This window comes from Stenotrophomonas sp. YJH_SMC_101-4, assembly GCF_059370395.1.
On the sequence record NZ_JCAFTP010000003.1, the window covers coordinates 117,682 to 134,841 of the forward strand.

The 17,160-nt window shown below is 67.8% G+C and carries 15 protein-coding genes and 1 tRNA gene; 6 read left to right on the forward strand and 10 right to left on the reverse strand.

The annotated features are described in order from the left end of the window. Nucleotides 1–39: 39 nt before the first annotated feature. Nucleotides 40–2,160, reverse strand: a complete 2,121-nt coding sequence (locus tag AC5P8D_RS11380) for a methyl-accepting chemotaxis protein (RefSeq protein WP_197597593.1) — start codon at nt 2,158–2,160, stop codon at nt 40–42. A 183-nt stretch (nt 2,161–2,343) separates the two neighbouring features. Here AC5P8D_RS11380 and AC5P8D_RS11385 point away from each other — a divergent pair, with 183 nt between their 5' ends. Then, nucleotides 2,344–2,799, forward strand: a complete 456-nt coding sequence (locus AC5P8D_RS11385; RefSeq protein ID WP_019336768.1) for an Rrf2 family transcriptional regulator — start codon at nt 2,344–2,346, stop codon at nt 2,797–2,799. Continuing rightward, nucleotides 2,789–3,694, forward strand: coding sequence for an NAD(P)/FAD-dependent oxidoreductase (locus tag AC5P8D_RS11390; protein ID WP_329832395.1), 906 nt, complete (start codon nt 2,789–2,791; stop codon nt 3,692–3,694). Before AC5P8D_RS11385 ends, AC5P8D_RS11390 begins: the two co-directional genes overlap by 11 nt. A gap of 41 nt (nt 3,695–3,735) precedes the next feature. Here the strand turns inward: AC5P8D_RS11390 and AC5P8D_RS11395 are convergent, their stop codons facing one another. From AC5P8D_RS11395 to AC5P8D_RS11410, 4 genes are all read right to left on the reverse strand, one after another. Continuing rightward, on the reverse strand, nt 3,736–4,956 hold the full coding sequence (locus AC5P8D_RS11395) for an RtcB family protein (RefSeq protein ID WP_049480102.1): 1,221 nt from the start codon (nt 4,954–4,956) through the stop codon (nt 3,736–3,738). A 57-nt stretch (nt 4,957–5,013) separates the two neighbouring features. Further along, nucleotides 5,014–6,138, reverse strand: coding sequence for a slipin family protein (locus AC5P8D_RS11400; protein ID WP_414614675.1), 1,125 nt, complete (start codon nt 6,136–6,138; stop codon nt 5,014–5,016). A gap of 357 nt (nt 6,139–6,495) precedes the next feature. Beyond that, nucleotides 6,496–6,567 (reverse strand) — tRNA-Thr (locus tag AC5P8D_RS11405). A 645-nt stretch (nt 6,568–7,212) separates the two neighbouring features. Beyond that, a complete protein-coding gene (locus AC5P8D_RS11410; protein WP_414614676.1) occupies nt 7,213–8,169 on the reverse strand; it encodes an aldo/keto reductase in 957 nt (318 codons plus the stop codon). 169 nt (nt 8,170–8,338) lie between these two features. Here AC5P8D_RS11410 and AC5P8D_RS11415 point away from each other — a divergent pair, with 169 nt between their 5' ends. The 3 genes from AC5P8D_RS11415 to AC5P8D_RS11425 all read left to right on the forward strand — a co-directional run bounded on the left by AC5P8D_RS11415 (nt 8,339) and on the right by AC5P8D_RS11425 (nt 10,188). Next, nucleotides 8,339–9,196: a class I SAM-dependent methyltransferase gene (locus AC5P8D_RS11415; RefSeq protein WP_043399508.1), complete on the forward strand. Its 858-nt coding sequence runs from the start codon at nt 8,339–8,341 to the stop codon at nt 9,194–9,196. A 112-nt stretch (nt 9,197–9,308) separates the two neighbouring features. Beyond that, entirely contained in the window at nt 9,309–9,560 is a 252-nt protein-coding gene (locus AC5P8D_RS11420; RefSeq protein ID WP_224329425.1) for a hypothetical protein, read from the forward strand. A gap of 88 nt (nt 9,561–9,648) precedes the next feature. Then, nucleotides 9,649–10,188: a pseudouridine synthase gene (locus AC5P8D_RS11425; protein ID WP_019336761.1), complete on the forward strand. Its 540-nt coding sequence runs from the start codon at nt 9,649–9,651 to the stop codon at nt 10,186–10,188. Between the two features lie 60 nt (nt 10,189–10,248). On the opposite strand, the gene AC5P8D_RS11430 is transcribed toward AC5P8D_RS11425, so the two are convergent. Continuing rightward, nucleotides 10,249–10,623: a hypothetical protein gene (locus AC5P8D_RS11430; RefSeq protein ID WP_019336760.1), complete on the reverse strand. Its 375-nt coding sequence runs from the start codon at nt 10,621–10,623 to the stop codon at nt 10,249–10,251. A 144-nt stretch (nt 10,624–10,767) separates the two neighbouring features. Further along, on the reverse strand, nt 10,768–13,272 hold the full coding sequence (gene hrpB, locus AC5P8D_RS11435; protein WP_495203318.1) for an ATP-dependent helicase HrpB: 2,505 nt from the start codon (nt 13,270–13,272) through the stop codon (nt 10,768–10,770). 67 nt (nt 13,273–13,339) lie between these two features. On the opposite strand from hrpB, the gene AC5P8D_RS11440 reads away from it, so the two are divergent. Beyond that, a complete protein-coding gene (locus tag AC5P8D_RS11440; protein WP_159360724.1) occupies nt 13,340–14,137 on the forward strand; it encodes a TatD family hydrolase in 798 nt (265 codons plus the stop codon). A 78-nt stretch (nt 14,138–14,215) separates the two neighbouring features. On the opposite strand, the gene AC5P8D_RS11445 is transcribed toward AC5P8D_RS11440, so the two are convergent. The 3 genes from AC5P8D_RS11445 to AC5P8D_RS11455 all read right to left on the reverse strand — a co-directional run bounded on the left by AC5P8D_RS11445 (nt 14,216) and on the right by AC5P8D_RS11455 (nt 17,016). Beyond that, nucleotides 14,216–15,142: an NAD-dependent epimerase/dehydratase family protein gene (locus AC5P8D_RS11445; RefSeq protein ID WP_495203319.1), complete on the reverse strand. Its 927-nt coding sequence runs from the start codon at nt 15,140–15,142 to the stop codon at nt 14,216–14,218. Continuing rightward, nucleotides 15,139–16,077, reverse strand: a complete 939-nt coding sequence (gene panE / locus AC5P8D_RS11450; protein ID WP_414614678.1) for a 2-dehydropantoate 2-reductase — start codon at nt 16,075–16,077, stop codon at nt 15,139–15,141. Before panE ends, AC5P8D_RS11445 begins: the two co-directional genes overlap by 4 nt. Before the next feature lie 171 nt (nt 16,078–16,248). Next, a complete protein-coding gene (locus tag AC5P8D_RS11455; protein WP_414614679.1) occupies nt 16,249–17,016 on the reverse strand; it encodes a hypothetical protein in 768 nt (255 codons plus the stop codon). Nucleotides 17,017–17,160 lie beyond the last annotated feature (144 nt).

The window sequence follows — 17,160 nt, forward strand, 5'->3', positions numbered from 1 at the left end:
GGGCGCTACCCATCTGACGCTGGCCGGCAACCGGACCAATCAGGCTGCGCGCGCCAACCCGCCCTTCGCATCCGCCGTGGTCGACAGATCGAACACATCCACCGCCTCGATCAACCGGTTCGCCTGCTGTTCCAGGCTGCGTGCCGCGGCGCTGGCTTCCTCCACCAGCGCAGCGTTCTGCTGGGTGGTGCCGTCCATCTGGATCACGGTCTGGCTGACCTGCTCGATGCCCGCGCTCTGTTCCTGCGAGGCGGCGGAAATCTCGGCCATGATGTCGGTCACGCGCTGCACCGAGGCCACGATCTCGGCCATGGTGTCACCGGCCTCACGCACGCGCTGTGCACCGTGCCCCACCTGTTCCACCGAGGCTTCGATCAGCGACTTGATCTCCTTCGCCGCCGCCGCCGAACGCTGCGCCAGCGTGCGGACCTCGCTGGCAACCACCGCGAAGCCACGGCCCTGCTCGCCGGCACGCGCGGCTTCCACCGCAGCGTTCAATGCCAGGATGTTGGTCTGGAAGGCGATGCCATCGATCACGCTGATGATCTCGGCGATCTGCCGTGACGAGGTTTCGATCGCGCCCATCGTCGCCACCACCTGGCCGACCACGCTGCCGCCCTGCGAGGCGACCGCGTGCGCGCCGATCGCGAGCTGGTTGGCCTGGCGCGCATGTTCGGCGTTCTGGCGCACGGTGGAGGTCAGCTCCTCCATCGATGCCGCCGTCTCCTCCAGGTTGGCCGCCTGCTGCTCGGTGCGGCGCGACAGGTCATTGTTGCCGGCGGCGATCTCCGCGGCGGCGGTGTGGATGTTGCCGGAGGCGTGCTTGATGTCGGTGACGATGGTCGCCAGCTGCGCGGCGGTGGTGTTGGCGTCACCGGCGATGCGCGCGAACACGCCCTGGAAATCACCGTGCATGCGCGCGCCGAGGCGGCCGTCGGCAATCGCGCGCAGCATGCTGGAAACCTCGCCCAGGTTCAGCTCGGTGGCCTGCATCAGGCGGTTCAGGCCGTCGACCATCACGCGGAAGTCATGCTCGAAGCGCGCGCTGTCGCCACGCTGGCTGAAGTCGCCGGCGGCGGCGGCTTCGGCCAGGCGGCGGATCTCGCCGTTGATCATGCCGAGATTGGCCTTGGCGGTATCCAACGCGTTGGTGATCACGGCCTTTTCGCCGGGCAGGCGTTCCATGTCCTGGCTGAGGTCGCCGACGGCGTAACGCCCCATGATCGCGATCGCGCGCATCTTCACCTGGATGTGCGCATCCACCAGCGTGTTGCTGTCGGCCACCATGGTGCCGAACGCGCCGGGGAAGGCGCTGGCGTCCATGCGGTGGCTGATGGTGCCGGCCTCATGCGCCTGCGCCATCGTGGCCTGTGCATCCAGCACGCCGCGCAGCGTGGACTGCACCGCCTGCATGGCCTGCGCGAGGCGGCCGATCTCGTCGCGGCTGCGCACCTGCACCACGTGTTGCAGGTCGCCGGCAGCCACTGCACGTGCAGCGGCTTCCACCGCCAGTACCGGCTGCACCACGGCACGCCGCAGCCACCACGCCAGGCCCATCAGCAACAGCACGGCGGCCAGCACGGTCAACGCCGCGCACACCAACAACGTCTGCCGCGCCTGCTGGGAACGCGCGGCCACCGCCGCTTCTGCCACCTGTGTGGCGTGCGCGCTCAACGTATCCAGTGCGCTCGCCACCGGGCGATCCTTGCCGTGCACGAGGTTGTCGCCGGCAGCGGGATCGTAGCCGGCCTCCGCAAATGCCTGCAGGGCGGCGTGATAGTCCTTCTGCAGCTGCGCGTGCAGGCCGATGAAGGCCTGCGCCAGTTCACGCGTGCGCGCGTCCGGGCTGGCCAGCAGGCCCTTGGCCAGCTGCTCGACCAGGCGGCCCTCGCTGTCGAAGGCATCCAGATGGCGCTGGCGCAGCGCATCGTCGCGGCCGCGCAGCAATACGTTCTTCCATTCCTGCACCTGGCCGCGGAACTCGCGTTGCAGGCGTTCTGCATCGCGGCTGTGCGCGACTTCGGGTGGAACTTCGGTGGACAGCTTCAACCAAGCGGAGGCCAGGCCCGCCAGTGCGCACAGCAGGACCACGGCCAGACCAACAGAAACCGCGCCGAGCAGCTTGGACTGCAGGCGCGGAGCACGGACAGACGCTTTCATGGAAGGGACTCTCGGGAAGGGGCAATGCGGTATCGACCCGTGCCCTGCACGTCTGAAGTGCGACAACGATCACATTCGCGTTCCGTTTAGCGATGTGAAGGAGATGTTTCATAGGACAAATGTGTCCATATGGAACGAATACGGACTCTCGACAGATGGTTTAAATGTAACTATTGTTGTTACATGAAATCAGCAAGCCCGCTTTCCGACGCCTTGCACGTGATGGCACATCTGGTGGGCCACGCTGCCCCGCGTACGTCCGAGCAGCTGGCGTCGTGCCTGCCGACGCATCCGGTGGTGATCCGTCGCCTGCTGGCACAGCTGCACAAGGCCGGCCTGGTGCGCAGCACCCGTGGCCACGGCGGTGGCAGCCTGCTGGCACGCGATCCCGCAACGATCACCCTGCATGACATCTATCTGGCCGTGGGCGCACCACCGCTGGTGCAGGTCGGCGCCCGCGATTCCGGCGGCGGCTGCCCTATCCAGCAGCTGGTCAACAGCGCCCTGCTTGAAGGGGCGCGCGAAGCACAGCGCCTTCTCGAACAGCGGCTGCAGGCGACCACGCTGGACCAGCTCGGCGCCGACTTCGCCCGCCATCTCGCCCATCACCGTTCCCTGGAAGGTCATCATGAATCCTGATGTGCTCATCGTTGGCGGCAGCTATGCCGGCATTGCCGCCGGCCTGATCCTCGCCCGCGCCCGCCGCCCGGTCACGGTCATCGACGCCGGATTGCCGCGCAACCGCTTCGCCAGCCATTCGCATGGCGTGCTGGGGATGGATGGCACCAGTGGCGCCGAGCTGCTGAAGACCGCGCGACAGCAGCTGCTGGACTACCCCACAGTGCGTTGGGTGCATGCCGAAGCCGTGCAGGCCACCGCCCGCGCCGAAGGCGTGGAAGTGCGTACCGCCGATGGCCAGGTCCTGGCCGCGCGCAAGCTGCTGCTGGCCAGCGGTATTGCCGACCAGTTGCCGGCGTTGCCGGGCCTGGCCGAGCGCTGGGGCAGCACCGTGCTGCATTGCCCGTACTGCCATGGCTATGAAGTGGGTGGTGGCGCAATCGGTCTGCTTGGTGGGCACCCGATGTCCGCCAGCAAGGCGCCGCTGTTCGCCGATTGGGGAAATGTCACCTTCTTCAGCCAGGGCCTGCCGATCACCGAGGAGGAGCGGGCCGCCATGCAGCAGCGCGGCGTGCAGATCGAGACCGCGCCGGTGGTGGGCGTGCAGGGCGACCAGCCGACCTGGCTGGAAGTGGAGTTGGCTGATGGCCGCCGCATCGCGCAACGCGCGCTGTTCGTGCCGGCCACGCAGACGATGGCGACGCCGCTGGTGCAGCAGCTGGGCTGCACCCTGGTGGAAAGCCCGCTGGGCGTGCTGATCGAGGTCGATGCGATGAAGCAGACCTCGCTGCCGAACGTGTACGCCGCCGGCGATGCAACCACAGTTGGCAACATCACCCTGGCTGCTGCCGAGGGCGTGCGTGCGGGCATCGGCGTGCACCACGCGCTGGTGACTGAAGACAGCGTGGCGCGCTGAACGTGTTCCGGTGGGTGCCGGCCTTGGCCGGCACCGTTCCATTACCCTTTCACGCACAGCACCTGCCGCAGTGTGTGCACCACGTCCACCAGGTCCAGCTGGGCGGCCATGACATCATCGATCGACTTGTACGCCGCCGGTGACTCGTCCAGCACGCCGCTGTCCTTGCGGCACTCAACGTGTGCGGTGGCCTCGCGGTGCTGGGCCAGCGTGATCTGCTGGCGCGCCGTGCCACGGCTCATCGCCCGGCCGGCACCGTGGCTGCAGCTGTGGAAGCTGTCCGCGCTGCCCTTGCCGCGCACGATGTAGCTGCGCGTGCCCATGCTGCCGGGAATGATGCCCAGTTCGCCCTCGCGCGCGCTGACGGCGCCCTTGCGTGTCACCAGCAGCTCCTGGCCGTGATGCGTTTCCTTCTGCACGTAGTTGTGGTGGCAGTTCACCGCCATCGCCGCCAGCTGGAACTTCGGCAAGCGGTGGCGCATCTCGGCCAGCACGCGCGACATCATCGCCTCGCGGTTCTGCCGCGCGTAGTCCTGCGCCCACGACACCGCTTCAACGTAGTCATCGAACAGCGGCTCGCCTTCCATGAAGAACGCCAGGTCCTTGTCCGGCAGGTGGAAGCCCAGCACGCGCCGTGCCAGCTCCTCGCGCGCCTTCTCGATGAAGTAGGTGCCGATCAGGTTGCCGGTGCCGCGCGAGCCGCTGTGCAGCATCACCCACACCGTATCCGTCTCGTCCAGGCACAGTTCGATGAAGTGGTTGCCGCCGCCCAGCGTACCCAGCTGGCGGTCCAGCTTATCGGTGCGGATCCTGCGGTGCTTGTCCTTGATCTTCTCCAGGCCGTCGGCCAGCCCGGACTGCACCAACCGGGTGTGGATGCTGTCGGGCATGCGGTGATGCTCGCCGCCGCGCCCGTTGCCGACCGGGATGCTGCGCTCGATGCTGTTGCGCAGTTGCCGCAGGTCATCGGGCAGGTCGTTGGCGCGCAGCGTGGTACGCACCGCCGCCATGCCGCAGCCGATGTCGACGCCGACCGCGGCCGGAATGATCGCGCCACGGGTCGGAATCACCGAGCCCACGGTCGCGCCCTTGCCCAGGTGCACGTCCGGCATCACCGCCACCCACGGCCCGACGAACGGGATCGCGGCGATGTTGCGCAGCTGCTCGTGGGCCTGTGCCTCCAGCGGTACACCGTTGACCCAGCCCTTGATCGGCGTGGTGCCCTCGGCGTGCAGCCATTGATAGTTCTGTTGCGTGTCCATTGTCTTGTTGAATGTCCTTGATGGGCCGGCGGCGCGTCCCTGCGCCGCCGCGACCCCCTACCTGATCGTCACCAGCTGCTTCAGCACGCCATCCAGGCCGCCGAACACGGTGAGCTTGTCGATCTTCTCGGTGACCTTCTCCAGCGCCTCCAGCTCCTTCAAGCGCATCAGCACCGGGTTGTCCTCGATCAGCTTTGCGGTGTTGAGCTGCGAACGCGTGGCGTTGGCCTCCTCGCGGCGGCGGATCACGCTGGCCTGGGCCTGCTTCTCGGCCAGCACCACGCCGTTGAGGATCTCCTTCATCTCGCCCGGCAGGATCACGTCCTTGATGCCCACGCCGAGCAGCCGCACGCCATGGCCCTCGATCGCCGCCTGCACATGGGCAGCGATCTCGCCGTCCAGCGCCGCCTTGTCACCGAGCAGCTCGTCCAGGCTGCGTGCGGCGATCGCCTGGCGCAGGCCGAACTGCAGCTGCCGATAGATGAACTCATCGGCATTGCTGAGCGTGCGGTGTGCACGCACCGGGTCGACCACCTGCACGGTCGCGGCCAGGTTCACCCGCAGGGTCACCTTGTCGCGGCTGAGCAGCTCCTGGCCGGACACGTCCAGTGAACGTGCACGCAGTTCCACACGCTCCACCGACACGTTGCCGTTGAAGTTCCAGAACGCGTGCAGACCGGCATCCAGCGTCTGCCGCAGCGTGCCATCGATGAACAGCAGGCCGACCGACTCGCTCGGCACGGTGCTGATCACCGCGACACGCGGCAGCACGCCCAACTGCCCCAGGCGCTGCTGCACGTCCAGCGGGATGCGCGGCTCGTCACCCAGCGCCTTCACGCGGACCTGGGTGTCGACCGAACCGCGCCAGTACAGACGGCGGCTGCCCGGCGGCAGGACCTCGTCGATGCGGCCGTTGCGCAGCAACAGGCCGACCTCGCCGGCGCCGACGTTGGCCAGTACGAAGTGCGTATCCAGCTGTGCGCCCAGCGCTTCGATCAGGCTGTCCTGGTCGCTGCCGGTGTAGGCCGCGCCCTTCGATGCGTTGTGGATGTCCACGTGCGGCCGGCCGCCGAACGGCGACAGGCGGTGCACGCCCGGCAGCAGGATCTGCTGGAAACGACGGTTGCGATACACCAGGCCGCGCTCGCCGTCGCCGATCACGACCTTGATGGTCCAGAACATGGGAGTCTCTCCTTGTATGGCTCTGGTGGTTCGACCCGATGCGGATGAATCACCATGGCCCGGGTCGATCAGGTCGTGGCGAGGCCGCCTGCACACCACGTGCAGGCGGCGGAAGAGGGCGGCCATCGGCGGACGGTCCGCGCGCGGAGCCTTCGGTGCGTCATCACCCTTGCGGCCATCGCTGCCGGCAGACAGCACCGGAGCAGAGTGGGGCAGGTAGTGGTGACAGGCCGAGGCCCGGCGTGCGGTCCGTTGCCTTCCACGTTCCTGCCCGAAGGCAATGACGATGGACGGCGACGATGGCCGCTGGGGCTTGCGCCCCGGGTGTTGCTTCAAGTCATGACGTGACAGGTCATGTGGTTGGAGTGGGAATCGAACCCACGACAGACGGATTACGGATCCGTTGCTCTGACCAAGCTGAGCTATCCAGTTGGGGACCGCGCGGAATCGAACCGCGTACCGGCGAACCGGTGCCTGCCTCCAGCAGGCGATCCAGGCGATGGCATGTCCGCGACCTCCGGCATACGCCACGGCAACGCCGCGCGCACCAGCCCGTGGTGGAAACGGGACCGTTGGTAGTCGAGGGTGCAGGCCACCGACATTATCGGCGAACGATAATGTTTGGGTGCGATGCAGATAATGTCCAGGCGTTGCCATGCACGCGGAGAAACTCCCCCGGTGGGGCAGGAAAAACCTGGGTCAGTGAGCGGCGGGTTGCCGCGCGGGGTGCAGTTCTGGCATCGCGGGTCCTTGTGCCGACGCAAACGAAAACGCCCCCGGGACTTGCGTTCCGAGGGCGTCGTCAGGCCTCGGAGATCGGGGTGGCCGATCTCCGCAGGGCGGGTATCAGGCCGTTGTCAGCTGGTCTTCCTTGCCGAACGCGCGCGCCAGCACGTCCATGCGCAGGCATGGCAGTAGTTTGGCGGTGGCGACGGAATGCGCGTTCAAGGGAGTTTTCCAGTGGTCGTTGAAACGAGGTGCGCACGATAAACCACGATTTAGTCGCGCGCAACTATTTTGTTCAATTATTTTCTTCGCTGTTGTGCAATGCCGGCCAGCGGCCGGCACTACAACTCAGGCTTCCGCGCTGGCGGCATCCAGCTGCGCGACGTCCTGCACGCTCAACGACAGGTTGGCCGCTGCCAGCAGATCGTGCAGCTGTTCGACGGTGGTGGCGCTGACGATCGGCGCAGTGATCGACGGCCGCGCGATCTGCCACGCCAGCGCGATCTGCGCAGCGCTGGCGCCGTGCTTGCTGGCCACGTCATCCAGCGCCTGCAGGATGCGCAGGCCACGCGGGTTCAGATAGCGCTTCACCACGGTCTCTCCACGCGCCGGGCTCTTGGCTGCATCGGCCGGCGTGCGGTACTTGCCGCTGAGGAAGCCACTGGCCAGCGCGTAGTAGCCGATCACGCCGATCTGTTCGCGCTGCACCAGCGGTTCCAGTTCCTTTTCGTAGCCGGCGCGGTCATACAGGTTGTACTCCGGCTGCAGGGTTTCGTAACGCGGCAGCTTGTAGTCGGTGGAGACCTTCAGCGCGTCGGCCAGGCGCGTGGCGCTGTAGTTGGAGGCGCCGATCGCACGCACCTTGCCGGCCTCGATCAGGCGGCCGAATGCCGCAAGCGTCGCCTCCAGTGGCGTCGACTCATCGTCCTCGTGCGCCTGGTACAGGTCGATCACGTCGGTCTGCAGGCGGCGCAACGAATCCTCGACCGCCGCATTGATGTTGTCCGGGGTCAGGCCGGGGCGTTCGGCCCACTTGGCCACCTTGGTCGCCAGCACCACCTTGTCGCGCTTGCCGCTGCGCGCGAACCATTTGCCGATCAGCGTCTCCGATTCGCCGCCGGCATTGCCGGGCACCCAGGCCGAGTACACATCGGCGGTGTCGACCAGATTGAAACCGGCGTCGACGAAGGCATCGAGCAGGGCGAAGCTGGCCTTTTCATCGGCGCTCCAGCCGAACACGTTGCCACCGAAGGCGAGCGGACGTACATGCAGGCCGGAACGGCCCAGTTCGCGGGTTGCCGTCATGGGCACGGACTCCTTGGGGGAAGTGCTCCAGAATAGAACGCGATGTGTGACCGTGCTGCGGCGACGACCACAAAACAGTGTTCCGCGGCGCGCACGCAGCTAACGTTTTGTGAACACCTGGGACGCTGTGACTGCTAGTCTCGCCGCATCTTCCGCTGGAGTCGTCCCGATGATGCCTGCTTCGTCCCTGCGTGGTTGCCGACTGCTGCTTGCTTCGGCCCTGCTTGCTGCTGTTCCCGCGTTCGCCGCACCGGCCACGGTCGCGCCGGCAAAGATCGAGGTCTCGCCGGCCATCGACGCGGCGGTGAAGGCGCCCACCCGCGATGCCAACAACGTCAAGCGCGATGGCTTCCGTCATCCGGCGCAGACGCTGTCGTTCTTCAGGGTGGCTCCGGAAAAGACCGTCATCGAGATCACCCCCGGCAACGGCTGGTACTCGGAGATCCTGGCGCCGCTGCTGCATGACAGGGGTCATTACGTCGCCGCCGTGGTCGACCCGATGGCCGTGCCCGAAGGCCGCGGCCGTGACTACCAGCAGCGCAGCCGCGACAGCCTGGAAAAGAAGTACGCCGGCGCACCGGCGCAGTTCGGCAAGACTGCCGTGGTCGCCTACGATCCGGCCAAGCCGGTGTTCGGCCCGGCCAATTCAGCCGACGTGGTGCTGACCTTCCGCAACGTGCACAACTGGCGCAAGGCCGGCCAGGCGCAGGGCATGTTCCAGGGCTTCTTCAACGTGCTCAAGCCGGGCGGCGTGCTGGGCGTGGTCGAGCATCGCGCCAAGGCCGATGTAGCCGACGACGATGACACCGGCTATGTCGGCCAGCAGCAGGTGATCGCGATGGCCGAGGCGGCTGGTTTCAAGCTGGATGCGCGCAGCGAGGTCAACGCCAACCCGCGCGACACCAAGGACCACCCGAACGGCGTGTGGACGCTGCCGCCGACCAACCAGCACGACAAGGCCGACGATGCGAAGTACCAGGCGATCGGCGAGAGCGATCGCATGACCCTGCGCTTCATCAAGCCGTAAATCGGCAGGGCCGGGCCACGCCCGGCGAGCGCAGCGGCGTGGCAATCGACGCAATGTGCATCCGCCGGGCATGGCCCGGCGCTACCATCCATGGAGTGGACTGTTGAAGAAAGTGTTCTACATCGCCGTGGCCGTGCTGGTGCTGGCGCGGCTGATTGATTTCGTGTTCTACGGTGGCCATGCCTACGACCTGGTGGCGACGGTGGGGTTTGCCGTGCTGTTCGCCGGTGCGCTGCTGGAGGAACGCGCGCGTGCCATGAATCCGCCACCGGTCCGCCTGCGGCGCCGGGCCAATGTCATCGCGGCGTGCGGCATCGCACTGGTGCTGGGCTCGTTCCTGCTGGAGTGGAAGGTCTTCGGCTGAGCCCGCCGTAGCCTCGGCCAAAGCGGTGCCCGGCGAGCGAGCAGCGCGGCGTGGGACAATGCGCCATCTGCCACCCGCCGTGCCCGCAATGCTGATTGCCTTCAACAAGCCCTTCAACGTGCTCTGCCAGTTCACCGACCGCAGCGTGCCGCCGCGGCCGACCCTGGCCGGGTTTGGCCTGCCGCCGCGTGTGTACGCCGCCGGCCGGCTCGACCATGACAGCGAGGGCCTGCTGCTGCTGACCGACAACGGTACGCTGGCGCACAAGCTGACCGACCCCAGACACAAGGCCGACAAGACCTACTGGGTGCAGGTGGAAGGCACCCCCAGCGACGAGCAGCTGCAGCGGCTGCGCGACGGCGTTGAGCTGAACGACGGGCCGACCCTGCCGGCGAAGATCGAGCGCCTCGATCCGGCGCCGTCGCTGTGGACGCGGGATCCGCCGGTACGCTTCCGCAAGACCGTGCCCGATGCCTGGCTGGCGATCACGATCCGCGAGGGCCGCAACCGCCAGGTGCGGCGGATGACCGCGGCGGTGAACCTGCCGACGCTGCGGCTGGTCCGCGTGTCGATGGGACCCTACCGGCTGGACGACCTGCAGCCGGGCCAGTGGCGGCAGATCGGTTGAAATGAAAAGGCCGGAGCCCTTCCTGCGGAAGGACCCCGGCCCTGGCAGCGGCCGACGATCTCAGGCGTCGCTGCCGATATCGCTGTGCTCATCCACCACGGTGTCGTTGCGGCGGTCACGCGCATTGATGCGCTGCGCCTGCCCATTCACCACGTGGCCATTGGCGGCCTTCTTCTTCTGCTGCTTGCGGTACAGCGCATAGCCGAGCAGGCCCACACCGACCGCAGCTGCGGCCACGGCTACTGCCGGATTGCGGCGCACGAACTTGGTCGCGGCCTTGCCGCCGGTCTTCACTGCGCCGATGGCGGCGCCGGTCTTGATCCAGTCCGCATTGCGCAGGCTGCCACCGGCGCTCTTCAGGCCATCGCCGGCGGTGTGGGCCAGCTCCAGGGCGCGCTCCAGAGCGCGGTCGGTGATTACGGTCAGCTTGCTCATGCGGGGGTCCTTTGCCTCGGGTCGAAGTCCAGTGTCGCGTGTTGCCCGTAAACGGTATGTCAGTCGAGGCCGCACGTGGCGTGACTTTACCGCAGCCATTCAGGATCAGGCAGGGTCCGCAACCGGTCGTGCCGGCAGGGCCGGTCAGGTCCCGCGTGGCTTGGCCCGGTGCGTGGCCGTGGCCGTCCACGGGTCATCCGGCCACGGATGGCGCGGGTAGCGGCCCTTCATCTCCTTTTTCACTTCGGCGTAGGTGTTTTCCCAGAAGTTGCGCAGGTCCTGGGTGACCTGCAGCGGCCGGCCACCGGGCGACAGCAGGTGCAGGGTCAGCGGCACGCGCCCATCGGCGATGCGCGGCGTATCAGCCAGGCCGAACAGTTCCTGCAGCTTCACCGCCAGCACCGGTGGCAACGGCTCGCCACTTTCGCTGTCCAACTCGTAGGTGATCGGCCGCTCCAGTCCGGACGGCACGGTGATGCGGGTCGGTGCATGGCGTTCGACCAGCTGCCGCTGTGACCACTCCAGCGGCGACTTCAGCGCCTCGCCGAAGCTGGACTCGTCCAGCGCATCCAGACGGCTCTTGCCGGCGAACGCGGGCTGCAGCCACTGCGCACGGTTGGCCAGCAGGGCCGCGTCGCTGCAGTCGGGCAGATCCAACTCCGGCATCCAGCGCCGCAGTGATTCCACCCGTGCCTGCCACTGGCGCAGGCCTTCGGTCCATGGCAGCGCCTGCAGGCCGAGCTCGGCCACCGCGTCGGTCAGCGCCTGCGCGGCGTGCTGCGGATCGACCCGGCCGGCCGAGCGGCTGTCCAGTACGATGCGGTCGAAACGGGTCTCGCGCAGGGCCACCAGGGCGCGGCGCTCGCTGTCCCAGCGGACCACATCTTCGGTGACGAAGCGCTCCGGCCACGCCTTGCGCAGCTGGCCTTCGTCCACCGGTGCGGCACGCAGCAGCAGCGCATCGCGTGCCTCGAAGCGAAGCTCGCTGGCCACCAGCCACGGTTCGCCACGCAGGTCGCTCAGTTCGTGCAGGCGCGCGCTGCGACCATTGGCCAGCAGGTAGCGCAATGGATCGCTGGGATGCTGGAAACCGATCCGGTCGGGGAAGGCATGTGCGAGCAGGTCACCCAGTTCGTGGGCCTCGATGCTGGCGGGCGGCGCGGCATCACAGCGCAGGCGACGTCGCCACTGCTTGGCGGCCGCATCGATGGCGGCCAGACCGCTGCGGTTGGCGTCACCCGGTGCGCGGCCATTGCGGAACGCGGCCAGTGCGCGCCAGCGTGCCGCCAGCGCGTCACCGCCCTGGCGCAATGGGTCGCGCGCCTCCAGCAGGGCGGCCAGATCAGCGGCGAGCGCCTGCGCACGTGCATCGGACGCCGCCAGCAACATCGCCGCCATCCGCGGATGCGTGCCCAACGCCAGCACGCGCCGGCCAAGTGCGGTGATCGCGCCACTGCTGGACAGCGCGCCCAATCGCTGCAGCAGTTCGCGTGCCGCGCCCATCGGGCCGGCCGGTGGCGGGTCTAGGAAGCGCAGGTCGCTGCTGCCCCAGGCCGCCAGTTCCAGCGCCAGTCCGGCCAGTTCCACCTGGTCGATCTCGGCGCGGCGCTGCGGCTCCAGCCGCTGCGACTGCGGCCACAGCCGCCAGGCCACGCCCTCGGCCACGCGACCGGCGCGGCCCGCGCGCTGGTCGGCCGACGCCTGCGCGATGGCCACCACGTCCAGCCGGGTGAAGCCGCTGTTGGGGTCGTAGCGCGGCTCGCGCGCCTGGCCGCTGTCGATCACCACGCGCACGCCGGGCAGGGTCACCGAGGATTCGGCGACATTGGTGGCCAGCACCACGCGGCGGCGACCATCGCTGGCCACCTGCAGCACGCGCGCCTGCTGCTCCACCGGCAGTTCACCGTGCAGGGCCAGCACTTCGACGTTGCCGTCCAGCGATTCCTGCAGCCCGGCCTGCACGCGCGCGATTTCGCGCTGGCCGGGCAGGAACACCAGCAGGTCACCGGGGTGTTCGGCCAAGGCCTGCTGCACCGAGCGGCGCACCTGCAGTTCCAGCGCCTCATCGCGGCGCGCCGGGAAATGGCTGATCGCGACCGGGTAGCTGCGGCCCTCGCTGCTCAGCCGCGGCGCGTCGAGGAAGCGTGCCAGGCGCTCGCCATCCAGTGTTGCCGACATCACCACCAGACGCAGGTCATCGCGCAGCTGGGCCTGAACGTCCAGTGCCAGCGCCAGGCCCAGATCGCCACTGAGATGGCGCTCGTGGAACTCGTCGAACAGGATCGCGCCGACTTCTTCCAGCATCGGGTCGTCCTGCAGCATGCGGGTCAGGATGCCTTCGGTGACGACTTCAATGCGTGTGCGCGCCGAGATCTTGTTCTCGAAGCGGATGCGGTAGCCGACCGTACCGCCGACCTCTTCACCGAGCTGCCGCGCCATGAACAGCGCGGCGCTGCGTGCGGCCACCCGGCGCGGCTCCAGCAGGATGATCTTCCGGCCCTGCAGCCACGGCGCATCCAGCAGCGCCAGCGGCACCTGGGTGGTCTTGCCGGCGCCAGGTGGGGCTTCCAGCACCAGCCGCGGCTGCGCGGCCAGGTGCTGCTGGATCTGTGGCAGCAGCGGGGAAATCGGGAAGAGCGGGGCGTTCATGTGCAAAGGATAAGGGGCCACGGCGGGCGCAGGTACAATGCGCGGGCACTTTTCCCCCGCGATGACCATGCACCTGATCGATATCGGCGCCAACCTGACCCACGATTCCTTCGACCGCGACCGTGACGCCGTGCTGGACCGCGCGCGCCAGGCCGGCGTGGTGCAGATGGTCATCACCGGTGCTAGCCGCGAGCACTCACCGCTGGCCCTGCAGCTGGCGCAGCAGCATCCGGGCTTCCTGTATGCCACCGCCGGCGTGCACCCGCATCATGCGGTGGAATACACCGACGAATGCGATGCCGAGATGCGCGCGCTGCACGCCCACCCGGAAGTGGTGGCGGTGGGTGAGTGCGGGCTGGACTACTTCCGTGACTTCTCGCCGCGCCCGGCCCAGCACCGTGCCTTCGAGCGCCAGCTGCAGCTGGCCGCTGAGAATGGAAAGCCGCTGTTCCTGCACCAGCGCGACGCGCATGCCGATTTCATGGCACAGATGAAGAACTTCGAGGGCCGCATCGGCCCGGCGGTGGTGCATTGCTTCACCGGCGAACGCGATGAGCTGTTCGATTACCTGGACCAGGACTGGTACATCGGCATCACCGGCTGGCTGTGTGACGAGCGCCGCGGCGCGCACCTGCGCGAACTGGTGAAGAACATCCCGGCCAACCGCCTGATGATCGAGACCGATGCACCGTACCTGCTGCCGCGCACGCTGAAGCCGATGCCGAAGGATCGCCGCAACGAGCCGATGTTCCTCTCGCACATCGTGGAAGAGCTGGCGCGCGACCGTGGCGAGGACGTGGCGGTGACGGCGGCCAATGCCACGGCGGCCACGCGCACTTTCTTCCGGCTGCCCGACGCGGGTTGATCCGTAGAGCCGAGCCCATGCTCGGCTTATCGCGCGCAGCGCGAAAGACGCAAAGAGCAGCCGAGCATGGGCTCGGCTCTACAAAGCGCTGTCCGGTAGCGCCGGGCCATGCCCGGCGAGCGAAGCGGCCAGCGCCTGCAGTCCTTCCCGATACGTCGGAAACCGTGGTGCCCACCCCAGCGCCGCACGCGTGCCACGGCTGTCGATGCGCTTGTTGCTCTGGTAGAAGCGCTGCAGCGTCGGGCTCAGCGCTGGATCGTCCCAGGCCACGGCCGGCGGCATCGCAAACCCGCCCAGCTGCGCGGCGAAGGCCAGCACATCCTGTGGTGGTGCCGGTTCGTCGTCGCTGGGCAGGTACAGGCCCTGGTGTGTCGGTCGCTTCATCGCCGCGATGATCACTGCCGCAAGATCCTCTACGTGCAGGCGATTGAACACCAAGCCCGGCCGAATCACATGGCGGGCACGGCCCTCGGCCAACTGCAGCACTGCGTTGCGTCCGGGCCCGTACAGGCCAGGCAGGCGGAACACCGCCGAGGCGATGCCACGTTCTTCTGCAAGTGCACGCCATTGCACTTCGGCACGCAGGCGCTGCACGCCGGCTGCTTCAGTGGCATCGGCTGCGCTGCGCTCGTCAACCCAACCGCCGGCCCGGTCGGCATACACCGACGTGGACGACAGGTAGCCCACCCAGCGCAGTGCCGGGCTGGCCTGCAGTGCCGGCAGCAGCAGGCGCAGTGCCGGGTCGCCCTCGGCATCTGGCGGCACGCTGCACAGCACGGCCTCGGCGTGTGCGATCTCCTCGAGCAGGGCTGACGACGGTGGCGCGTCGGCGCGCAGCTGATGCCGCAGCCGGCCATCGTCCGGTGCCGACGAGGGGTCGCGCACCGTCCCCGCAACCTGCACGCCCCGCGCCTGCAGCTGCGCAGCCAGCACGCACCCACTCCAGCCCATGCCAAGGATCAGCACCCGCGTAGGCAGCGCACTGGCCTGCAACGGGAGGCTCACGCGACGCGCTGGGCCTGGTAGGCCTGCAGGCTGCTGTAGGCGACCTGCAGCAACAGGCCTTCCTGGTCGGCCTTGCGCGCACGCGCCAGCATGTCGCCGACGATCTGCTCGGCTTCCACCTGCTGACCGGCTTCCAGATCGCGCAGCATCGACGCCTTCAGCGCAGATCCGGCCTGGGTCAAGGTGCCGCGCGCGGTGTCCTGCGCGGCGTCGGGAATCGGTTCACCAGCGGCTTCGGCCACGGCCAGGCATTCGTCATACAGGCCGCGCACGATGGCCTGGCCATCATCGGTGGCGACAATGGTGCCGATGTCCGCACGCAGCAGGCAGGTGGCTGCGGCCAGCGCGGTCAGGAAGGTGTACTTGATCCATTGCTCCTGGCCGATGCGCTCGCTGGCCAGGTGGTCGAGGTTGGCCTGTGCGCAGGCAGCGGCGAAGGCGCGCACGCGTGCGGAGATCGCGCCGCCATCGCGCTCGCCGAAGGTGAGCTTGGCCGGCTTGCCCAGATGCAGCACGGCGCCGTCCGGGGCCTTGGTGGCGCTGATGAAGCACAGGCCGCCGAGCACGGCGTCGCGGCCGAAGCGCAGGTCCAGCGCGTTGTAGTGGTGCAGGCCGTTGAGGATCGGCAGCACGGTGGTGTTCGCGCCCACGGCCGGAGCAATGGCGTCGATCGAGCTGTCCAGGTCGTAGGCCTTGCAGCTGAGGATGACCAGATCGAACGGCTTTCGCGCGGCCAATGCGGGCAGCGCATCGGCGGTGACGTGCTGCACCGGGAAGCTGGCATCGCCGAGTGGGCTGCGGATGACCAGGCCATCGCGGTCCAGCTGTGCGGCGCGCGCGGGGCGTACGAGGAAGGTCACGTCCACGCCGGCCTGAGCCAGGCGACCACCGAAGTAACCGCCGGTACCGCCGGCGCCAAGGATCAGGATGCGCATTGCAGGTTCACCGTGTTCTGGGGGAATCATGAGTCCGATTGTGCCGGAGATTGCGGCCAACGGCGGTGCCCCTCGTGGTGGAAGAAGTACGCGCCTCTGCCAACGTCGCATCCGACGGTCCGAAGGATACCGGTCAGGACGGCCCGCATGACCCACGCTCGGCGGCTCTGCTCAGGACAGCTGTTGGCTGAAGTCTTCGGTGTATCCCAATAGAAGCGTGGTTCGGGTGGCCAGCGTTGCAGCCAGTTGTGACCAGGTTTCGTGTGTTCCGGCAGCGTAGACACGCTGCAGGTCAGCGACCAACGCGTTTGCCTCTGCTGGCGGTGGCGCCCGGTTACGCTGGAAGCCGAGCCACGATGCGCCGAGTCCGAACAGGCGGTAGTCGTAGCGCTCCTGCAGGTGCCGTATCAGGGCGTGGTTCTGGAAGATGTCCCAGTCCGCGCTGAAGTAGCCGTTGGGCAGGGCGGCGATCAGCAGGTCATCGCGGTCCACCGGCACCTGCTGTACGCAGACCGCTTCGTCGACGATGAGGTCGGGTGCGGCATTGGCCGTGACCAGCGTCTCGATGTCTGCGTCATTGCACAGCAAGGTACCCGGCAGGGTGGTCCATTCCAGCCGATGGAAGGAGTGCTCCAGCTGCGCGATGACATGCGCCAGCAACCGCTCGCGTGCCGCCAACGCATCTTCGGGGGTCGCCGGGTCTTCGTCCTCGTACAGTGCGATGCGCGCGTCGTCGGACGCGTGCATGCTGGTGTAACGGCACTGACCGACATCGTCGAGCGTGCACAGATAGCGATGGCGGGGATTGGCCACGTGCAGCGACGCCAGGCAATCCAGTACCTCATCCAGGGTGGGCGAATCGCCCAGCACCACATGGCTGAAGGCATCGATGGGGCCGTCCGACACGGCCTTGTCCAACGGAATGGAAGTGATCTTCATCGCCACAGCCTAGCCGCAATCCCAGACGAAAAGCGCCGAGCATCGGCTTGGAACGCTTCATCCACGCATGGCGTGGATCCATCGTGTCGACCAAGGTCGACACCTACCCACAGCAGCGGCAATCTGTCCAAGGCGGGGTGGGTC

What these genes read in the sequence shown, in the direction of transcription:
- AC5P8D_RS11440 (WP_159360724.1), top strand. Translation starts at nt 13,340, where the DNA reads ATGCACCTGATCGATATCGGCGCCAACCTGACCCACGATTCCTTCGAC.
- AC5P8D_RS11380 (WP_197597593.1), bottom strand. Translation starts at nt 2,160, where the DNA reads ATGAAAGCGTCTGTCCGTGCTCCGCGCCTGCAGTCCAAGCTGCTCGGC.
- AC5P8D_RS11400 (WP_414614675.1), bottom strand. Translation starts at nt 6,138, where the DNA reads ATGTTCTGGACCATCAAGGTCGTGATCGGCGACGGCGAGCGCGGCCTG.
- AC5P8D_RS11410 (WP_414614676.1), bottom strand. Translation starts at nt 8,169, where the DNA reads ATGACGGCAACCCGCGAACTGGGCCGTTCCGGCCTGCATGTACGTCCG.
- AC5P8D_RS11395 (WP_049480102.1), bottom strand. Translation starts at nt 4,956, where the DNA reads ATGGACACGCAACAGAACTATCAATGGCTGCACGCCGAGGGCACCACG.
- AC5P8D_RS11455 (WP_414614679.1), bottom strand. Translation starts at nt 17,016, where the DNA reads ATGAAGATCACTTCCATTCCGTTGGACAAGGCCGTGTCGGACGGCCCC.
- AC5P8D_RS11385 (WP_019336768.1), top strand. Translation starts at nt 2,344, where the DNA reads ATGAAATCAGCAAGCCCGCTTTCCGACGCCTTGCACGTGATGGCACAT.
- AC5P8D_RS11425 (WP_019336761.1), top strand. Translation starts at nt 9,649, where the DNA reads ATGCTGATTGCCTTCAACAAGCCCTTCAACGTGCTCTGCCAGTTCACC.
- panE (WP_414614678.1), bottom strand. Translation starts at nt 16,077, where the DNA reads ATGCGCATCCTGATCCTTGGCGCCGGCGGTACCGGCGGTTACTTCGGT.
- AC5P8D_RS11390 (WP_329832395.1), top strand. Translation starts at nt 2,789, where the DNA reads ATGAATCCTGATGTGCTCATCGTTGGCGGCAGCTATGCCGGCATTGCC.
- AC5P8D_RS11430 (WP_019336760.1), bottom strand. Translation starts at nt 10,623, where the DNA reads ATGAGCAAGCTGACCGTAATCACCGACCGCGCTCTGGAGCGCGCCCTG.
- hrpB (WP_495203318.1), bottom strand. Translation starts at nt 13,272, where the DNA reads ATGAACGCCCCGCTCTTCCCGATTTCCCCGCTGCTGCCACAGATCCAG.
- AC5P8D_RS11415 (WP_043399508.1), top strand. Translation starts at nt 8,339, where the DNA reads ATGATGCCTGCTTCGTCCCTGCGTGGTTGCCGACTGCTGCTTGCTTCG.